The 17,336-nt window shown below is 67.0% G+C and carries 16 protein-coding genes; 9 read left to right on the top strand and 7 right to left on the bottom strand.

The features are described from left to right. The first annotated feature begins 1 nt into the window (after position 1). The 5 genes from V7S63_RS21910 to V7S63_RS21890 are packed head-to-tail and all read left to right on the top strand — an operon-like array spanning position 2 to position 4,735. Complete coding sequence (locus V7S63_RS21910; protein WP_442896495.1) at positions 2-1,180, top strand: ABC transporter permease; 1,179 nt, start codon at positions 2-4, stop codon at positions 1,178-1,180. Positions 1,181-1,214: 34 nt separating this feature from the next. After that, positions 1,215-1,457 (top strand): hypothetical protein, encoded by a 243-nt coding sequence (locus tag V7S63_RS21905; RefSeq protein WP_336531762.1) that lies wholly within the window; start codon positions 1,215-1,217, stop codon positions 1,455-1,457. Positions 1,458-1,467: 10 nt separating this feature from the next. Further along, a complete protein-coding gene (locus V7S63_RS21900; RefSeq protein ID WP_336531761.1) occupies positions 1,468-1,893 on the top strand; it encodes a type II toxin-antitoxin system VapC family toxin in 426 nt (141 codons plus the stop codon). Further along, the gene (locus tag V7S63_RS21895; RefSeq protein WP_336531760.1) at positions 1,890-3,518 is read left to right on the top strand and encodes an ABC transporter ATP-binding protein; all 1,629 of its coding nucleotides are present in this window, start codon (positions 1,890-1,892) and stop codon (positions 3,516-3,518) included. Before V7S63_RS21900 ends, V7S63_RS21895 begins: the two co-directional genes overlap by 4 nt. Then, positions 3,518-4,735, top strand: a complete 1,218-nt coding sequence (locus V7S63_RS21890) for a phosphopentomutase (protein WP_336531759.1) — start codon at positions 3,518-3,520, stop codon at positions 4,733-4,735. The genes V7S63_RS21895 and V7S63_RS21890 overlap by 1 nt, the downstream gene beginning before the upstream one ends. Positions 4,736-4,799: 64 nt before the next feature. Here the strand turns inward: V7S63_RS21890 and V7S63_RS21885 are convergent, their stop codons facing one another. Both V7S63_RS21885 and V7S63_RS21880 read right to left on the bottom strand, forming a co-directional pair. Continuing rightward, a complete protein-coding gene (locus V7S63_RS21885; RefSeq protein ID WP_336531758.1) occupies positions 4,800-6,257 on the bottom strand; it encodes a methyl-accepting chemotaxis protein in 1,458 nt (485 codons plus the stop codon). Further along, the gene (locus tag V7S63_RS21880) at positions 6,254-6,613 is read right to left on the bottom strand and encodes a hypothetical protein (protein ID WP_336531757.1); all 360 of its coding nucleotides are present in this window, start codon (positions 6,611-6,613) and stop codon (positions 6,254-6,256) included. The genes V7S63_RS21885 and V7S63_RS21880 overlap by 4 nt, the downstream gene beginning before the upstream one ends. A gap of 190 nt (positions 6,614-6,803) precedes the next feature. Here V7S63_RS21880 and V7S63_RS21875 point away from each other — a divergent pair, with 190 nt between their 5' ends. Together V7S63_RS21875 and V7S63_RS21870 are read left to right on the top strand one after the other, a co-directional pair. Further along, positions 6,804-7,232: a TadE/TadG family type IV pilus assembly protein gene (locus tag V7S63_RS21875; RefSeq protein ID WP_091833977.1), complete on the top strand. Its 429-nt coding sequence runs from the start codon at positions 6,804-6,806 to the stop codon at positions 7,230-7,232. A 34-nt stretch (positions 7,233-7,266) separates the two neighbouring features. Then, positions 7,267-8,946, top strand: a complete 1,680-nt coding sequence (locus tag V7S63_RS21870) for a pilus assembly protein TadG-related protein (RefSeq protein WP_336531756.1) — start codon at positions 7,267-7,269, stop codon at positions 8,944-8,946. Between the two features lie 4 nt (positions 8,947-8,950). Here V7S63_RS21870 and V7S63_RS21865 read toward each other — a convergent pair whose 3' ends face one another. The 5 genes from V7S63_RS21865 to murA are packed head-to-tail and all read right to left on the bottom strand — an operon-like array spanning position 8,951 to position 13,002. Further along, complete coding sequence (locus V7S63_RS21865) at positions 8,951-9,355, bottom strand: arsenate reductase/protein-tyrosine-phosphatase family protein (protein WP_091834402.1); 405 nt, start codon at positions 9,353-9,355, stop codon at positions 8,951-8,953. 46 nt (positions 9,356-9,401) lie between these two features. Continuing rightward, entirely contained in the window at positions 9,402-9,875 is a 474-nt protein-coding gene (locus tag V7S63_RS21860) for a UPF0262 family protein (protein ID WP_091833972.1), read from the bottom strand. 46 nt (positions 9,876-9,921) lie between these two features. Beyond that, positions 9,922-11,214 (bottom strand): histidinol dehydrogenase, encoded by a 1,293-nt coding sequence (hisD, locus tag V7S63_RS21855; protein ID WP_100961145.1) that lies wholly within the window; start codon positions 11,212-11,214, stop codon positions 9,922-9,924. A gap of 26 nt (positions 11,215-11,240) precedes the next feature. Then, positions 11,241-11,681 carry a DUF2948 family protein gene (locus tag V7S63_RS21850; protein ID WP_091833966.1) on the bottom strand — a complete coding sequence of 147 codons (441 nt, stop codon included), beginning with the start codon at positions 11,679-11,681 and terminating at the stop codon, positions 11,241-11,243. Positions 11,682-11,712: 31 nt separating this feature from the next. Beyond that, positions 11,713-13,002: a UDP-N-acetylglucosamine 1-carboxyvinyltransferase gene (gene murA / locus V7S63_RS21845; RefSeq protein WP_091833963.1), complete on the bottom strand. Its 1,290-nt coding sequence runs from the start codon at positions 13,000-13,002 to the stop codon at positions 11,713-11,715. A 726-nt stretch (positions 13,003-13,728) separates the two neighbouring features. Between murA and V7S63_RS21840 the strand changes: the two genes are divergently transcribed. Both V7S63_RS21840 and V7S63_RS21835 read left to right on the top strand, forming a co-directional pair. Further along, a complete protein-coding gene (locus tag V7S63_RS21840; protein ID WP_336531755.1) occupies positions 13,729-14,691 on the top strand; it encodes an enoyl-CoA hydratase-related protein in 963 nt (320 codons plus the stop codon). A gap of 176 nt (positions 14,692-14,867) precedes the next feature. After that, positions 14,868-17,219: a putative bifunctional diguanylate cyclase/phosphodiesterase gene (locus V7S63_RS21835; RefSeq protein ID WP_336531754.1), complete on the top strand. Its 2,352-nt coding sequence runs from the start codon at positions 14,868-14,870 to the stop codon at positions 17,217-17,219. The last annotated feature ends 117 nt before the right edge of the window (positions 17,220-17,336 follow it).

Here is a 17,336-nt window from a genome sequence, read left to right as displayed (position 1 = left end):
AGTGAGCGATACCCTCCTCGACGCTCCGCCACCGGCCCTGCGCTCCGCCGCGCCTGTCGCTGTCCCCCCGCAGACAAAGCAGGGCTGGCTCAAGCTCTCGCCGATCAACCGACGTCGCCTCGAGAGCTTCAAGGCCAACAAGCGCGGCTGGTGGTCGTTCTGGATCTTCCTGACGCTGTTCGTGCTCTCGCTCTTCGCCGAGTTCATCGCCAACGACCGGCCGCTGATCGTCCGCTACAAGGGCGAGACGCTCTTCCCGGTCGCGGTGAACTATCCCGAGGAGAAATTCGGCGGCTTCCTTGCCACCACCGACTACCGCGACCCGACCATCGCCAGGGAAATCGCAGCGAATGGCTGGGCCTTATGGCCGCTGATCCGCTATTCCTACCGCACGCACAACCTCGACCTGCCGGTGCCGGCGCCTGCCCCGCCGACCTGGATGCTCAAGGACGAGCAGTGCCGCCCGATCGCCGAGCGAACCGGCGGCATGACCTGCCGCGAGCTCGAATGGAACTGGCTCGGCACCGACGACCAGGGCCGCGATGTCGTCGCCCGACTGATCTACGGCTTCCGGATCTCCGTGCTGTTCGGGCTGATCCTGGCCTCGATCTCATCGGTGATCGGCATCGCCGCCGGAGCGATCCAGGGCTATTTCGGCGGCTGGACCGACCTGATCTTCCAGCGCGTCATCGAGATCTGGACTTCGATCCCGGCGCTCTATCTCCTGATCATCGTCGCGGCGATCATCACGCCAAGCTTCTTCGTCCTCCTCGGCATCCTGTTACTGTTTTCATGGGTGGCGCTGGTCGGCGTGGTCCGTGCCGAATTCCTGCGGGCGCGCAACTTCGAATATGTCCGCGCGGCGCGCGCGCTCGGCCTCTCCAACAGTGCGATCATGGTCAAGCATCTCCTGCCCAACGCCATGGTGGCGACGCTGACCTTCCTGCCCTTCATCCTCAACGGCTCGATCACGACGCTGACCTCGCTCGACTTCCTCGGCTTCGGCCTGCCGCCGGGCTCGCCCTCGCTCGGCGAATTGCTGGCACAGGGAAAGGCGAACCTGCAGGCGCCCTGGCTCGGCCTGTCCGGCTTCGTCGTGATCGCGCTGATGCTATCGCTGCTGATCTTCATCGGCGAAGCCGTCCGCGACGCCTTCGACCCGAGGAAGACCTTCGCGTGAGCACCGTGCTATGATCGCCGCAAGGAGAGAGGCGATGAACAAGATCGTGCGCGAGCACTATCCGGTCGAGAAGCTGCCCGAGGATTTGCGGATTGCGGTCGGTACAGCGACATCTGTGCGCCTAACGATCGAAACCCCCGAGACCTCGACGGATTCGTGCACGCGATCCGCGCTTCGACGGGCCCGCGAGTTGGTCCGTTCGGGGCAGATAAAGCGCGTGACCTCGCAGGAAGCCGTGGACCGCATCCGCAAGCTGCGCGACGAATGGCCTTCATGAGCAATCGTAAGTGACGTCAGTCTATTTGGACGCAAACGCCATCATCCGATTTGTGGAAACCGACGACGATCTGTTCGACTCGTTGCTCGATCACACTCGGGACGGTGAGAAGCGACTTTATACGAGCGAGTTCACACTGGCTGAGGTGTTGGTGCTGCCGCTTCGGGAAAACAACACCGAATTGCTGTCTGTCTACGAGACACTGTTCGGGGTGGACAACGAAATTGACATTATTCCTGTCGACCGTGCGATCCTGCGCCGAAGCGCAGAACTGCGTGCTACGCTCGGCAACAAGGCTCCCGACGCAATTCATATCGCCACTGCGGCGCTTGCCGAGTGCTCGGTTTTCATATCCTCCGATTTGCGCATCCATCTGCCCGACGGCATGAGGCGCATCGACGCCGAGGCCGTTAGAGAGATGAATATCTGGGAATGATCGCCCCCCTTCTCTCCGTCCAGGACCTCTCCGTCACCTTCCGCCAAGGCGGGCAGGAGACGCTCGCGGTCGACAAGGTCTCGTTCGAGATCGCCAAGGGCGAGACGCTTGCGCTGGTCGGCGAGTCCGGCTCGGGCAAGTCGGTCTCGGCGCTGTCGATCCTGAAGCTGCTGAACTATCCGGCGGCGCATCATCCGTCGGGCAAGGTGCTGTTCAACGGCCAGGACCTGATCGCGGCCGACGAAGACGCGATGCGCAAGGTCCGCGGCAACGACATCACCATGGTGTTCCAGGAGCCTATGACCTCGCTCAACCCGCTGCAAACCATCGCACGGCAGATCGGCGAGATCCTCGAACTGCACAAGGGCCTGCGCGGCGAGAAGGCGCGCGCGCGCACGCTCGAACTGCTCACCCTGGTCGGCATCCGTGACGCGGCGAGCCGCCTCGACGCCTACCCGCACCAGCTTTCCGGCGGCCAGCGCCAGCGCGTGATGATCGCGATGGCGCTCGCCAACGAGCCCGACCTCCTGATTGCCGACGAGCCGACCACGGCGCTCGACGTCACCGTGCAGGCGCAGATCCTGACGCTGCTGAAGGAGCTACAGGCACGGCTCGGCATGGCGATCCTGTTCATCACGCATGATCTCGGCATCGTCAGGCGCATCGCCGACCGGGTCTGCGTGATGCTGAAGGGCAAGATCGTCGAGCAGGGCCCCGTCGCCGAGATCTTCGGCAATCCCCAGCACGCTTATACGCAACGCCTGCTCGCGGCCGAGCCGAAGGGCCGGCCGGAACCGGTGCCGGACGGCGCGCCGACCCTGCTGGAGGCCGGGCCGGTCAAGGTCTGGTTCCCGGTCAAGACCGGGCTGCTGCGCCGGACCACCAGCCATGTGAAGGCGGTCGACGGCATCTCGGTGACGGTGCGCGAGGGCGAGACGCTCGGCATCGTCGGCGAATCCGGTTCAGGCAAGACGACGCTCGGCCTCGCCATCCTCAGGCTGATTTCATCCGAGGGGCCGATCGTCTTCCTCGGCGACCGCATCGACGGGCTGAAGAGCAAGGCTATCAGGCCGAAGCGCCGGGATCTCCAGGTCGTCTTCCAGGACCCGTATGGCTCGCTGTCGCCGCGCATGTCGGTCGCCGACATCGTCGCCGAAGGGCTCACCGTCCAGCAGAAGGGGCTGAGCTATCAGCGCCAGCGCGAGATCGTGGCGCAGGCGCTCGCCGATGTCGGACTCGACCCGGCGACGATGGACCGCTATCCGCACGAATTCTCCGGCGGCCAGCGCCAGCGCATCGCGATCGCCCGCGCCATGGCGCTCGACCCGAAATTCGTCGTTCTGGACGAACCGACCTCGGCGCTCGACATGTCCGTCCAGGCGCAGATCGTCGAGTTGTTGCGCGGGCTGCAGGCCAGGCGCAAGCTCGGCTATCTCTTCATCAGCCACGACCTCAAGGTGGTCAGGGCGCTGTCGCACCGAGTGGTGGTGATGCAGAACGGCAGGATCGTCGAGGAAGGGCCGGCGGAGGAGATCTTCCAGCGCCCCCGCGAGGCCTATACGCAGGCGTTGCTCGCCGCGGCCCTCAATCTTGAGCCTGCGAACAACGCCGCGGTGCGCGACTGATGGCGCGCGCCATCCTGATCGTGCTCGATTCCGTCGGCTGCGGCGGCGCCGAGGATGCGGCGACCTATGGCGACGAGGGTTCCGACACGCTCGGCCATATCGCGCAGGCCTGCGCCCAGGGGCGCGGCGACCGCGAAGGCCTGCGTAAGGGGCCGCTCCACATCCCCAATCTCGCCCGCCTCGGTCTCAGCCATGCCTGCGAGGCTTCGACCGGCAAGCCGCTCGCCGGCGTGGCACGGCCAGCGGCACCGCAAGGCCGGTACGGCTATGGTGTCGAGATCAGCCAGGGCAAGGACACGCCCTCTGGCCACTGGGAGATCGCCGGCTGCCCGGTGCCGTTCAAATGGGGTTATTTCACCGCGCTGGAGAATACCTTCCCGCCGGACCTCGTCGCCGCCATCATCCGCGAGGGCGCCCTGCCCGGGATCCTCGGCAACAAGCATGCCTCGGGCACGGCCGTGATCGACGAGCTCGCCGAGGAACATATCTCGACCGGAAAGCCGATTTGCTACACCTCGGTCGACTCTGTGCTGCAGATCGCGGCGCATGAGGAGCATTTCGGCCTGGAGCGGCTCTATGCGCTCTGCAAGAGGGTTCGTGTTCTGGTCGATCCGCTGCGGATCGGACGCGTCATTGCCCGGCCCTTCATCGGCACGACCGAGACCGGCTTCACCCGAACCGGCAACCGCAAGGACTTCGCGATCCCGCCACCGGACGAAACGATCCTCGACCGGCTCGCGGCCAAGGGCCGGAGTGTGGTCACGGTCGGCAAGATCGGCGACATTTTCGCCCACCGGAACACCGGCGAGGAGATCAAGCCCTTCGGCAACGCCGCCATGTTCGCGGCGGCGCTCGAGGCATTCGAACGTCTGCCGGATGGCGGCTTCTGCTTTGTCAATCTCGTCGACTTCGACACCGAATACGGCCATCGCCGCGACATTCCCGGCTATGCGGCGGCGCTCGAAGCCTTCGATCGCAATCTGCCCGAGCTGGAGGCCCTGCTGCTGCCGGGCGACCTTGCCGTCATCACAGCCGACCATGGCAACGACCCGAGTTGGCCGGGATCCGACCATACGCGCGAGCACGTGCCGATTCTGGCCTTCGGGCCGGATGTGCCGGCCGGTTTGCTCGGCCGCCGCGAGAGCTTCGCCGACATCGCCGCGACGCTCGGAGAGTGGCTGACGCTCGGCGCGATCGGTCCCGGCCGCGCCTGGTAGTCAGAGCTTCCGGTTCATCGCATTTTCTTCACGCGAACCGGAATCCACTTCGCTCGAAAATGCTCTAGGCGGCCGCGACGCGCTCGCAGAACTCGGCCACTTCGCGGCGGATGCGCTGGGCCTGCGTCGCCAGATCGCTGGAGGAGCTTTGCAGGCTGCCGGCAGCAGCATAGGTGCGCTCCGTCACCGTCTCGAAGCTCTGCAGGCTCTGGGCACTGCGACTGATGCCGTCGGAGGAGATCTGCACCTCCTTGGCGATCTCTGCCGTGGCGCGATCCTGTTCGCCGACCGCATAAGCGATCGCGATCGAGACGGTCTCGACCTCGCCGATCGCCGCGACGATCTCGCGGATCGACTTGAGCGAGCGTTGCGAGGCGATCTGGATCGCTTCGATCGAGCGCGCGACCTCGTCGGTTGCGCTCGCGGTCTGGGCCGAGAGCGTCTTCACCTCGCTGGCGACGACGGCAAAGCCCTTGCCCATGGCGCCGGCGCGAGCCGCCTCGATGGTCGCGTTCAGAGCCAGCATGCTGGTCTGCGCCGCAATTCCGCGAATGATCTCGACGACCGCCCCAACGCTTTCGCCGGTGCGCGCCAGCGCCTCGATCTCGGTGCTGGCAGCACGCGCCAACCTTGCCGCCGATTGCGAGCTGTCGGCGGTCTGCGAGACGTTGCGGCCTATCTCAGCGATCGAAGAGGCGAGTTCCTGGCTGGCGGCCGCCGTCTGCTCGATACTGGTCGTCATCTCGTTCGAATTGCGCGAAACGGAGGCGATCTGCTGCCGCGCCCGTTCGGACGCGCCAGTGAGGCCGCGGGCATCGACCTGCATCGCCTCGGACGCCTTGTCGAGAATGGCCATGGCGCCGTCCATCTCGTCGCGGAACTTCTCGACCATGGCGCGCAGGCTCCGGGCCCGGGTCTCCGCATCATCGGCAAGCGCCCGTTCGCGTTCGCCCGCCAGACGCTCGCGCTCGGCCACCTCCTCGGCGCGGCGCAGGTTGGCCTCGGTCTGCGCGAAGATGCGCGCGGTCATCAACGCGATCACCGCGAGGAAGGCGGTCTCGATGACCACGATCACCGCGTGCAGCACCACCCGCTGCAGATTGCCGCCCTGGTAGAAGACGGCGGCAGGCAGGACGAATTGCAGAACCAGATGATGCGCCGCCGTGAGTGCAGCACCGAGGATGATCGGTCGCCAGTCGCAGAAGCCGGCGAGCAGCGCCAGCACGGCGAAGTAATACATATGCATGTCGGGCTGCCAGGGATGCCCGGAGAAGACCGCGACCAGGATCGAAACCTGACCGATCAGGGCAATCGCGATGGCGAATTGCGCGATCAGCGTGGCCCCGGCACTGCGATAGGCGATCAGCGCCGCGAGCGCGAGCATCAACGCGCTGAGCCCAGGTATCAGACCGTCGCCGGCCTGGGCCAGAGACGCCAGTACGAGCAGCGGGACATGGAGGAAGGCAAGGCCAAGGAGGCAGCGCGCAACGAGGTCCCGCAAGCCGGGCAAAGTCAATGTCATGAGCGGCTCGCTTCGGCCTCGGGTGAGATGATGCAGCCGGCTAGGCCGTCGAGGCGCAGCATCAGCAGGGCGCCGACGGGCCTTGCTGTCGTCTCCGGCGCGAGAACGACGACGAAGGGGACAGTCCCCTGCCGCAGGACCCTGGCGCCGGTCGCCAGGCTGCGCGCCACGGCCTCCTCGCCCACGACCCAGGGCGGAAAGACAGCAGCCAGCGGAGCGGGCGGCCCCGCGACGGGCCCGGGCAGGCTCGCGATGGCCAGGAAACCGGAGCAGAGCGCCAGACCTGCGATCAGGCCGATGTCGCGCCATTGCCGGAGCCTGAAGCGGGATGCGGTCGATATCGCGACTGAACTCATCCTCGGCTCGGCTCTCGGCAAGGCTAACGTAACGTTGCCCTCAGCAACGTTCCTGATCTGGCTTTCTTAAATTTCTGTTAAGCCTCTGGAGGAGCTTCACAATTCGGCGCCGGCCGAGAGTACAACTTTTACGTTTCGTCAATCGCTCGTCCTTACAACTTATAGTTGTTAAAACGATGAGCAGCACGCCATGCGCCATGATCCCCTTGCGCTCGGAACCGACCAGTCGGCCAGCACGGCGGTCGAGTTCGCCTTCATCGCCCCCATCCTGCTGCTGCTGCTGTTCGGGATCATCGGCTACGGCCACGCTTTCGGCGTCTACCATGGCGTGCAGCAGCTTGCCGCGGAAGCAGCGCGGGCATCCGTCGCCGGCCTCGACGATGCCGAGCGCGAGCGGCTGGCCCGCTCCTTCATCACCCGCAACATCGGCTCCTACGCTTTCCTCGAACCGAGCAAGCTGACCGTCCGGACGACCGCGCTCGGCGCCCCGGCGCCGAGCTTCGAGGTCACGGTCGTCTACGACTACTCGGACAGCGTCTTCAACCGGCTCAGCTCGATGGTCGCACTGCCGATGCCGGTCGTCGAGCGCCGCGCCGTCGTCCAGCGCGGCGGCTACTGACGCGATCCCCGAACCGACCGGACAGGAGGCCCTCATGATCCGCTTGTTCGGGACTTTCCTGGCCGACCGCCGCGGCCTCTCGACCATCGTCTTCGCCGGCACCTCCCTGGTCCTGTTCGGGTTCGGTGCGATGGCTGTCGATGTCGGGAGCATCTTCTACCAGAAGCGTCGGCAGCAGACCGCGACCGATCTCGCGGCGCTCGCGGCTGCGGCCGATATCGAGCGTGCCACGAACGCGGCCCGGGCCAGCGCGAGCCGCAACGGCTTTCCGGCCGACGCCGTCGGCACCGTCCAGGCCGGCACCTATACGCCCGATGCGCGCCTGGCTCCGGCAGCACGCTTCCAACAAGGCTCGGGACCCGCGGCCAACGCCGCCCGGGTCGAGATGCGGGCGACCACGCCGTTGATCCTCGGCCGCGTCCTGGCCTCCAGCCTGGGCGGCGAGAGCGGCGAGGTCGCCATCGTGACGCAGGCCATCGCCGCGCAGGATGCGCAGGCAGCCTTCGCCATCGGCTCTCGGCTGGCCCGCGTCGAGGGCGGCGCCCTCAACGGCCTGCTCGGCGGCCTGCTCGGAACCAGCCTGTCGCTGTCGGTGATGGACTATGAGGGGCTGGCGCGAGCGCGGATCGACCTGTTCAGCTTCGCGCGCCGGCTGGCGACGCGTGCCTCGATCTCCGCCTTGACCTTCGAGGAGGTCCTGCGCGCCAATGTCCGCATCGGCGACATCGTTCTGGCCGCCCAGGATGCGGCCCGCGATCAGGGAGCAGGCAGCGACGCGATCGCGGCGCTGGGGCGCCTTTCCAGCGCCCTCGGCAGCTCGGGCCAGCGCATCAACCTGCAGAGCCTCGTCTCGTTCGGCGTCTACGGCGGCCGGCAGCTCAGTGAAGAGGTCCCGCTCAAGGCCTCGCTGGCGGCGCTCGACCTGATCTCGGCAGCGGCCCAGCTTGCCAATGGCTCGCGCCAGCTCGACCTCGGCCTCGCGGTCAACGTGCCCGGCCTCGCCGCGGTCTCGCTCAAGCTCGCCATCGGCGAACGGCCGGTCGGGACCAGCCTCGTCCGGGTCGGCCGTGCCGGAGCAAGCGTCCACACCGCCCAGACACGCCTGCTGCTCACGCTCACTCTGGTCGGCAGCGGCCAGGCCTCGCTGGTCAAGCTGCCGCTCTATCTGGAGCTCGCTTCCGCGACGGCCCGGCTGACCGCGATCTCCTGCGGCGCCGGCGACGTCACCAGTTCGCGGGTGACGGTCGGCGTGACGCCGGCCGTCGTGGATGCCTGGATCGGGCAGGTCTCCAACGCCGAATTCGGCAATTTCAGCACACGGCCGAATCCACCGGCTGCAACGGTGCTCGACCTGCTCGGTCTCGCCAAGGTGACGGCTCGGGCGCATGTCACGATCAGCAACACCAGCGAGACCGCCGTCAGCTTCAGCTATGCCGAGATCCAGCGAGCCGACAAGAAGACGACCTCGACGCAGAACTTCGTCGCAAGCCTGCTGTCGCGGCTGGTCGGGGATCTCGACCTGCGTGTTGAGCTGCTGGGCCTGGGTCTGCCCATACCCGGGCTCGACGGGGCCGTCACCGGCGTCATCGCCGGCGCGGCAGCCCCGCTCGATCAGGTGCTGACGAGCCTGCTCAACACGCTCGGCATCGGCCTCGGTCAGGCCGACAGCTGGGTCAGCGGCGTGCGCTGCGGCGGCGCGGTCCTGATCCAGTAGGGATTCAGGACCGCAGCCGCACCTTGATCCGCTGCATCAGCCCGTCGCGAACGGCGCGATAGGCGTCGAGCACCTGTTCGCGGGAACCCTGGACGATGGTCGGGTCCGGGGTCGGCCAGTACTCGACCTCGGCGGCGAGGGTGCGGGTGAGCTCCAGCGCCTTGTGGTGCGCCTCGGGCGAGAGCGAGACAATCAGGTCGAAATTGAGCCCCTCCCATTCCTCCAGCTCCTCGACGGTCTTGGGCTTGTGCTTGCGCGCATCGATGCCGATCTCGTCGAGGGCCTCCAGCGCGAAGGCATCGACATCGCCTTTACGGGCCCCAGCCGACTGGACGTAGACCGACTTGCCGAAGAAGTGCTTGGCCATGGCCTCGGCCATGGGCGAGCGCACCGCGTTGTAGGCGCACATGAACAATACGCTCTGGAGCTTGCGCGGTACGGGCGGCTCCAAGCGTTCAGCCCTTCCAGTGCAATGCGTAGATCAGGGTGAACAAGCGCCGGGCCGTCTCGTTGTCGATCTCGACCTTGTTCGCCAGCCGCTCGACCAACAGAACCGCGGCCTCGTCGTGCAATCCGCGGCGCCCCATGTCGATCGCCTCGATCTGCGAGGGCGTCGCGGTGCGGATGGCGGCGTAATAGCTGTCGCAGACCATCTCGTAGTCCTTGATGATGCGCTTGAGCGGAGTCAGCGAGAGGTGGTGAGTGACGATCGGGGCGCCGTCCGCGCTCTTCACCTCGAAGGCGAGCCGGCGCTCCACCAGGGCGAGATGGACGGCATAGGGGCCGCCGTCGAAATCGGGCAGGGCGAAGTGGTTGCGTTCGATCAGGTCGTAGATCGCAACGGCGCGTTCATGCTCCTGGTCGGCGCTGCCGCGGCCGAGCGACGCCTCGTCGAGCGTGACGGCGACCAAGTGGTTGCGTTCCGACATGTGCCCTCCGCCAGCTCCGTGCAGGCGCAGAATCGCCAGCCTGCCGTCAGCCGTTGAGTCGGATCGTCACGGAACGCGCGTGAGCCTGCAAGCCCTCGGCTTCAGCGAGTTCCGTCGCGGCGCCGGCAAGCGCCCGCAACGACTCGGGATCGCATTTCAGCAGCGAGGTGCGCTTCATGAAATCGAGGACGCCGAGCCCGGAGGAGAAGCGGGCCGAGCGCGCTGTCGGCAGGACATGGTTCGAGCCGCCGACATAGTCGCCAATCGCCTCGGGCGTGTGTCCGCCGAGGAAGATCGCGCCGGCGTTCTGGATACGCCCCGCCAGCCCTTCGGCATCGTCGGCGATGATCTCGAGATGCTCCGGCGCCAACCGGTCGACCAGAGGAATCGCGCTCGCGAGCGTCTCGACCAGGATGACCGCGCCGAAATCGCGCCAGCTTGCGCCCGCGATCTCGGCGCGCGGCAGGGTACGGAGCTGGCCTTCGACCGCGCGCTCGACCGCGTCCGCCAGCGCGGCGTCGTCGGTGATCAGGATCGACTGGGCGGCGGTGTCGTGCTCGGCCTGGGCGAGCAGGTCGGCGGCGATCCAGTCGGGATTGGCGTCGGCATCGGCCAGGACCAGGACCTCGGACGGGCCGGCGATCATGTCGATGCCGACCGTGCCGAAGACACGGCGTTTGGCGGCGGCGACATAGGCGTTGCCGGGGCCGACGATCTTGGCGACGGGCGCGATCGTCGCGGTGCCATAGGCGAGCCCGGCCACGGCCTGCGCCCCGCCGATCCTGTAGATCTCGTCGATGCCGGCGAGCTTCGCCGCGGCGAGCACCAGCGGATTGCCTTCGCCACGCGGAGTCGGGGCGACCATGACGAGGCGCTTCACACCGGCGACCTTGGCCGGCACAGCGTTCATGAGCACGGAAGACGGATAGCTCGCCGTGCCGCCCGGTACGTAGAGGCCGACCGCCTCGACCGCGCTCCAGCGCCAGCCGCTCTCGACGCCGAGCGCATCGCGCGACCAGGAATCGGCCGGCTTCTGGCGCAGGTGATAGGCCTCGATCCGGGCGCGGGCCGTTTCGAGCGCGGCGAGCTGCTCGCGCGTGCAAGCGGCGAAGGCCGCCTCGATCTCGCCTTGCGTGACGCGCAGGGTCTGCGGCGTCAGAGAGAGCTTGTCGAAGCGCTCGGTGTAGTCGATCAGCGCCGCATCGCCACGGGCGCGGACATCGGCGATGATCGCGGCCGCGACCTGGTCGACATCCTCGGAAACCTCGCGCTTCATCGCGAGCAGGGCAGAGAACTCCCGCTCGAAACCGGCATTGCGTGCGTCAAGCCTGATCGGCATGGTGCTGTCCTGACCGCAGGTGTGATTCAGCCGGCGTCCGGGTGGGCCGGCGTCGCGACGGCTTCCCAGATCGGACCGAGATCCTTCATCTGCGCCTCGATGCACTCGACATCGAGGCGGATGGCGGCGCCGTCGGCGAAATGCAGGGTCACCTCCCCGGCAGGGCCGTCGGTCTCGGCGAAGGTGACGGCGAGCAGACTAAGCACCACATCGCCGGCCGCGACCTTGCTGCTGCGCGCGGCCGTCACGCGTTCGAAATGGAGCGCGGCGAGCCGCCGGCGCTTTTGCCCTTGCGCCGCGCCTTCCCAGTCGAAACGGCGCAGCGCCAGGGCAAAACGCTTCTCGGCGGGCCGATAGGCAATGTCGCCGCGCTTCAGCACCGCGTCTTGCAGATGCGCCGAGATCACTGAGAGATCCTCGGCGTCCAGGGCGATCAGTTTCAGCGGCTCGGCGGCGGGATCGGACATGGATCCTATCTGGCGGGGGCCGTGCCTTGCGTCAACCGCTGATGCGCTCGACCTGGGCGCCGCAGCGGCCGAGCTTGGCCTCGAGTGCCTCGAAACCGCGGTCGAGATGGTACACGCGGTTGATCATCGTCTCGCCCTCGGCGACGAGTCCGCCGATGACGAGCGAGACCGAGGCGCGCAGATCGGTCGCCATCACCGGGGCGCCGGTGAGCTTCTCGACGCCGTCGACATAGGCCGCATCCCCGTCGAGCCGGATCCTGGCGCCGAGACGGGCGAGCTCCTGCACGTGCATGAAGCGGTTCTCGAAGATGGTCTCGCGGATGCGCGAGGTGCCCTTGGCCTTGGTCATCAGCGCCATGAGCTGGGCCTGGAGGTCGGTCGGGAAGCCCGGGAACGGATCGGTCGTGACGTCGACCGGCTCCAGCGCGGCGCCGTTGCGGCGGACGCGGATGCCCTCATTGGTCTCGGAAACCTCGACGCCGGCCTGGCTGATCACGTCCAGCGCCGCCTGCAGCAGATCGGCGCGCGCGCCTTCGAGCAGGACGTCGCCGCCGGCCATAGCCACCGCCATGGCATAGGTGCCGGTCTCGATCCGGTCCGGCAGCACGGCATGATGCGCGCCGCCGAGGCGCGAGACGCCGCGGATGGTGATGGTGGAGGTGCCGGCGCCCTCGATCTTGGCGCCCATCTTCTCGAGGCAGATGGCGAGATCGACCACCTCGGGCTCACGCGCCGCGTTCTCGATCACCGTGGTGCCATCGGCGAGGACAGCGGCCATCAGCGCGGTATGGGTGCCGCCGACCGTGACCTTCGGGAAGACGATCTCGGCGCCCTTCAGCCCCTTTGGTGCGCGCGCCAGAGCATAGCCGCCCTCGATGGCGATGGTGGCGCCGAGGCGCTCCAGCGCCATCAGCAGGAGATCGACGGGGCGCGTGCCGATGGCGCAGCCGCCGGGCAGCGAGACCTTGGCCTCGCCCATGCGGGCCAGGATCGGCGCGATCACCCAGAAGCTCGCCCGCATGGTCGAGACCAGCTCGTAGGGCGCGCAGGTGTCGACGATCTGGCGCGCGGTCAGCGCGACGGTCTGGCCGGTTTCGGCGCTCTGGCCGATGCGCTTGCCGGCGACCGAGCGGTCGACGCCGTGGTTGGAAAGGATGCGCGAGAGCGCACTGACGTCGGAGAGACGCGGGACATTGGTCAGCGTCAGCGTCTCGTCGGTAAGGAGGCTCGCGATCATCAGCGGCAAGGCCGCGTTCTTCGCGCCCGAGATCGGGATCACGCCATTGAGGCGCTGGCCGCCGGTGATGCGGATACGGTCCATCGGGCTCGTCCTGCAGGACGGCCGGCGGAGGCGCCGGCCGGAAAGAATGGGGATCAGGACCGGGGAGGTTCGGCCTGGGCGGGCGGTGGCGTGTCCTCGGCCGCCGTATCCGAGGCACGCCGGGCCCTTGCCTGCGCCTTGCGGCGCTTCAGGTTTTCGCGGAGGGCGGCGGCGAGGCGCGCCCTTCTCTCATCCTCGGCTTCGGTCTGGCGGCTCAAGGCGTCAGCTCGTCGGAATGCCCACAACCTTGCGGCGGCGGACGTTGGTTCATGGTTAGCCGCTGAACCCGCCCCGGACAAGACCAGCGCGGCGGCACAACATTCCTTGCACGGTCGATTGCGGCACAACTGCGGCGTCGCCGGTCTCCGGATGAAACAGCCCTGCTCCAAGCCCGCCTTCAGCCGCATCGGCCCACCCGATCGGAAAGCTGCGCCGCTCCGGCCGAGAGAGGCCGCAAGGCCCTGCTGCGATTGGTAAAATTTTTATTATCTCGGCAACCCTGACCGACGGGTGTTATGCTGGCACGCCCATTGCGTGCATCGACGGCAGCGACAGCGGCGACGGCAGAACAACCGATGGATGTGCTTCCAGACCGTGAGCCGACTTTGGCATTAACGAACAAAGCCTAACGAAATTAACCATTTCCGGCAGTTTGCGTTTACAGATTATTAACTTTCTCTACCCTCGGCGGCGTCGAGGGGTGCGGGACTAGGCGGAGACGACACGATGTTTCAGAGCTATGCACCGACGGTGGGCGGCCAGGCTGCTGCCGAGATCGCCGACGGAGAGGTGATCGAGACGATCCGCCGTCACGCCGGATTCCTGCCGGAGGTCCAGCTCGCCTATGAGCAGGAGCTGCGCCTGCTCTGGGTCACGATCAAGCCGGAGCTGAAGCCGGTCTTCACGCTGCAGCTGCTCGAAAGCCTCGGCAAGGTGCAGCAGGCGATCATCGACCTCTGGGGCACGCCCGAGCAGTATCATAGCGCGCCGGTGCGCTTCCTCGCCTTCCGCGGTACCGGGCCGTTCTTCACCCTCGGCGGCGATCTCGACTTCTATCTCGACTGCCTCGCCAAGAACGACCGCCCGGCGCTTGCGGAATACGCCCGGCTCTCGGTCGAAGGCGCGCTGCGCAATGCCAGCGGCCTCAACGGCATGGCCGTGACCCTGTCGACGATCCATGCCAAGGCGATCGGCGGCGGCATCGACGCACCGCGCTCATGCAACGTCATGATCGCCGAGGAGCAGGCCTCGTTCGTCTACCCCGAGATCAAGTTCAACCATTTCCCGATCACCGCCGTCGGCGTGCTGTCGCGCCGGATGGGCCCGCGCGCCGCCGAGCACATGCTGCAATCGGGCGAGGAGATGAGCGCGGCCGAGTTCCTGGCGGCGGGCGGGCTGGAGGCGGTGGTGCCGACCGGCACGGGCGAGGACTGGATCCGCAAATACGCCTCCGACTCGCTGCCGATCCACGCAGCCCGCACCGCGCTGTTCTCGGCCTTCAATCGCCGTGCCGGCAATCTGCGCGAAGAGCTCGAATATCTCGGCCAGCTCTGGACCGACTGCATGCTGCGCCTGCACCCGAGCGCGATCTCCAAGCTGCAGCGTATCGCCCAGACGCAGGACCGCATGCTGGCCCGCGTCTACCAGCGCGGCCCGGAGGAGGCACTCGCCAACGTCGGCGCCGCCTGAGTGGACAGCGGAAAGCCCCGGTGCGGTCGGCGTTCGCGCTGATCGCGCGACTCCGCCGCGTAACCCTCATGAAACTTTTACCTTTCCCTCTTAAAGCCGTTAGATGATGCGGCAAAGGAAGGGGTCGTTCACCCGCCTCTCCAGTGACCGTCACAAGGCAGGAGTGGATGGCGGGAGTGGCGAACCGGTTGCATAGCGCCAGCGCCGATAGAGCGATCGCAGAGCAGCCGGCCGGACACGACGGCCGGAGCGCGGTCGATCTCGCCGATTATCGCCTGCTGGTCTCCTCGCTGTTCTCCTCGCCGGGCTCGATCATCCCGGGCGGGATCGCCGGCATTCTCACGCCTTTCCTGTGCTGGATCTCGACCGGTGCCGAGCTGTTCATGGCGTTGACGATCTGCGTCGCGCTGGTCGTCGTCATGCGGATCATCACCGTGGTCCGCTATCGCCGCCTCGACCATGCCGAGGACACGCTCGCCCAGACCACGCGCTGGGACCGGGAGTATTTCTTCGGCGCGACCGTATTTAGCGCCGTGCTCGGCTTCAGCTGCTATGCCGCGCTGGCCTGGACCGACGATCCTGCCGCCCACATCACCTCGGTATCGTCGACGATCGCGCTTGCCTCCGGCTATGTCGCGCGCAATGCTGGGTGGCCGAAATTCGTCGCCGTCCAGTTGCTGACCTTCTGCGTGCCGATGGCGGTCGGCCTGATCCAGGCGCACAATCCCTACTACCAATACATCGGCTATTTCGCCTTCCTTTATGTCGTCGCCAATATCGCGATCACCAACTCGCTGCACCGCAACCTGCTTGCGCTGAGCGACGCGACCAAGCAATCCAAGGCGCTGGCGACAGCACTGCGCTCGCAGAACCTGACGCTCGACGCCGCGCTCAACACGATGATCCACGGCCTGGCGATGTTCGACCGCAAGCTCGACCTTGCGGTCTCGAACGCGCCACATGCAGCCCTTTACGGTATTCCCGAGACACTCGCCTTGCCGGGCACGCCGATCAGCGCGATCGCGCGCTTCCTGGTCGAGCGGCAAGTGATGACGCCAGAGCAGGTCCGCGACATCAAGGCAGCCCTCGACGGCGTCCAGGCGACGCAGCAGGCGGCCATCTACGAATTGCAGTCGCGTAACGGCCGCATGCTCGTCGTCACCATCGCGCCCGCGGCCGAGGGCGGCGTGCTGATGCTGACCGAAGACGCCACCGAGCGGAAGGCGACCGAAGCGCGGATCGAGCAGATGGCGCGCTTCGACGAGCTGACCGGGCTCGCCAACCGCTTCGAGTTCAATACACAGCTCGCCGAGGCTTTCCGCCGGCAGGAGCGGACCGGCGAGACCTTCGCGCTGCTCTATATCGACCTCGACGGTTTCAAGCAGGTCAACGACAATCTCGGCCACGACATCGGGGACCGGGTGCTGGTCCAGACGGCGGCGCGGCTGAAGAGCGCGATCCGCCACAACGACCTGCTCGCCCGCTTCGGCGGCGACGAGTTCGTCCTGATCCTGCCGGCGACCGATGTCGCGACGGTCAGGATGATCGCGCAGCGTATGATCGAGGCGATGGACCGCGCCTTCGAGCTCGACACCAAGACCGTCTACGTCACGGCCAGCATCGGCATCGCGCTCGCCCCAGTGGACGGCGCGATCCCGGCCGACCTGCTGCGCCATGCCGACACCGCGCTCTACAAGGCCAAGGCGGCGGGTCGCAACACTGCGACCTTCTTCGACCCGGCGATGGCCGAGGAGATGCTCGAACGCCACGAGATCGAGGTCGACCTGCGTCAGGCGACCACCGAAGGCGCGCTGGAGCTCTACTATCAGCCGATCATCGACCTGCGCACGCAGGAGATCGTGACGCGCGAGGCGCTGATGCGCTGGCGGCACCCGACCCGCGGCATGGTCCCGCCAGGCGTCTTCATCCCAATCGCCGAGCAATCCGGCCTGATCGCCGGCATGGGCGACTGGGCCATCCGCCAGGCCTGCCGCGACGCAGCGAAATGGCCGGGCGGCATCGGCGTCTCGGTCAACATCTCGCCGTTGCAGTTCCGCGAGCCGGGCCGGATCGTCGAGACCGTCAAGAATGCGCTGCTGCTCGCCCATCTCGCGCCGGGCCGCCTGACGCTCGAAGTGACGGAATCGCTGCTCATCGAGGACAACAAGACGACGCTCGACGTCATCAACGAGTTGCGCGCGATCGGCGTGAAGTTCGCGCTCGACGATTTCGGGACGGGCTATTCCTCCCTCGCCTATCTCTCGACCTACCCGTTCTCGCAGGTGAAGATCGACCAGAGCTTCAGCCGCGACGTCAACAGCGACGAGGCTTCCAAGGCGGTGATCGAGGCGGTCTGCCAGCTTGCCCGGCGCCTGTCGATGAACGTCGTCGTCGAGGGGATCGAGACCGAGGCACAGCGCATGGCGGTGCAACTGCTCGGCGCCCAGCGCGCCCAGGGCTATCTGTTCGGCCGGCCGCAGCCGGTATCGGAATTCAGCAAGGGCGACGAGCCGCGCAAGATCGCCTGAGGGCGGCTGGACCATCGTCCCGCCCGAATTGACTGCTTCCACCCGGTTATCGCAGCAACGAGCTTGATTCCGCCGCAACGGCAACGCATCTGCACGAGCAAGCTAGAGCAGGATGCG

Origin of the sequence: Allobosea sp. CCNWLY174 (genome assembly GCF_037120455.1) — a bacterium.
In the GTDB taxonomy this organism is placed as follows: Bacteria; Pseudomonadota; Alphaproteobacteria; order Rhizobiales; family Beijerinckiaceae; genus Allobosea; species Allobosea lupini.
The sequence above is the reverse complement of the archived record's forward strand: the minus strand, read 5'-3'. Positions and strand labels throughout refer to the sequence as shown.

What these genes read in the sequence shown, in the direction of transcription:
- V7S63_RS21875 (WP_091833977.1), top strand. Translation starts at nt 6,804, where the DNA reads ATGCGCCATGATCCCCTTGCGCTCGGAACCGACCAGTCGGCCAGCACG.
- V7S63_RS21860 (WP_091833972.1), bottom strand. Translation starts at nt 9,875, where the DNA reads ATGTCGGAACGCAACCACTTGGTCGCCGTCACGCTCGACGAGGCGTCG.
- V7S63_RS21850 (WP_091833966.1), bottom strand. Translation starts at nt 11,681, where the DNA reads ATGTCCGATCCCGCCGCCGAGCCGCTGAAACTGATCGCCCTGGACGCC.
- V7S63_RS21905 (WP_336531762.1), top strand. Translation starts at nt 1,215, where the DNA reads ATGAACAAGATCGTGCGCGAGCACTATCCGGTCGAGAAGCTGCCCGAG.
- V7S63_RS21865 (WP_091834402.1), bottom strand. Translation starts at nt 9,355, where the DNA reads ATGTGCGCCTACAACGCGGTGCGCTCGCCCATGGCCGAGGCCATGGCC.
- V7S63_RS21890 (WP_336531759.1), top strand. Translation starts at nt 3,518, where the DNA reads ATGGCGCGCGCCATCCTGATCGTGCTCGATTCCGTCGGCTGCGGCGGC.
- V7S63_RS21880 (WP_336531757.1), bottom strand. Translation starts at nt 6,613, where the DNA reads ATGAGTTCAGTCGCGATATCGACCGCATCCCGCTTCAGGCTCCGGCAA.
- V7S63_RS21840 (WP_336531755.1), top strand. Translation starts at nt 13,729, where the DNA reads ATGTTTCAGAGCTATGCACCGACGGTGGGCGGCCAGGCTGCTGCCGAG.
- V7S63_RS21870 (WP_336531756.1), top strand. Translation starts at nt 7,267, where the DNA reads ATGATCCGCTTGTTCGGGACTTTCCTGGCCGACCGCCGCGGCCTCTCG.
- murA (WP_091833963.1), bottom strand. Translation starts at nt 13,002, where the DNA reads ATGGACCGTATCCGCATCACCGGCGGCCAGCGCCTCAATGGCGTGATC.
- V7S63_RS21885 (WP_336531758.1), bottom strand. Translation starts at nt 6,257, where the DNA reads ATGACATTGACTTTGCCCGGCTTGCGGGACCTCGTTGCGCGCTGCCTC.
- V7S63_RS21895 (WP_336531760.1), top strand. Translation starts at nt 1,890, where the DNA reads ATGATCGCCCCCCTTCTCTCCGTCCAGGACCTCTCCGTCACCTTCCGC.
- hisD (WP_100961145.1), bottom strand. Translation starts at nt 11,214, where the DNA reads ATGCCGATCAGGCTTGACGCACGCAATGCCGGTTTCGAGCGGGAGTTC.